The following is a 253-nucleotide window of genomic DNA, read 5'->3' on the forward strand; positions in this document are numbered from 1 at the left end:
GAGGGGCTTTCTCCTGCCATCTCAATTGAGCAGAAATCGACGTCTCATAACCCGCGTTCTACGGTGGGGACAATCACCGAAATCCACGACTATTTGCGTTTGTTATTCGCCCGCGTTGGCGAGCCGCGCTGTCCGGACCACGACGTCCCGCTGGCGGCGCAAACCGTCAGCCAGATGGTGGATAACGTGCTGTCGCAGCCGGAAGGCAAGCGTCTGATGCTACTCGCGCCAATCATTAAAGAGCGCAAAGGCG

At 58.1% G+C, this 253-nt stretch carries 1 protein-coding gene; it reads left to right on the forward strand.

Going from position 1 to position 253, the window contains the following annotated elements:
- A partial coding sequence (locus EOS_RS42810; RefSeq protein ID WP_047898311.1) for a hypothetical protein occupies positions 1-253 on the forward strand: 253 nt, incomplete at both ends.

This window comes from Caballeronia mineralivorans PML1(12), assembly GCF_001028175.1.
GTDB classification, from domain to species: domain Bacteria; phylum Pseudomonadota; class Gammaproteobacteria; order Burkholderiales; family Burkholderiaceae; genus Caballeronia; species Caballeronia mineralivorans.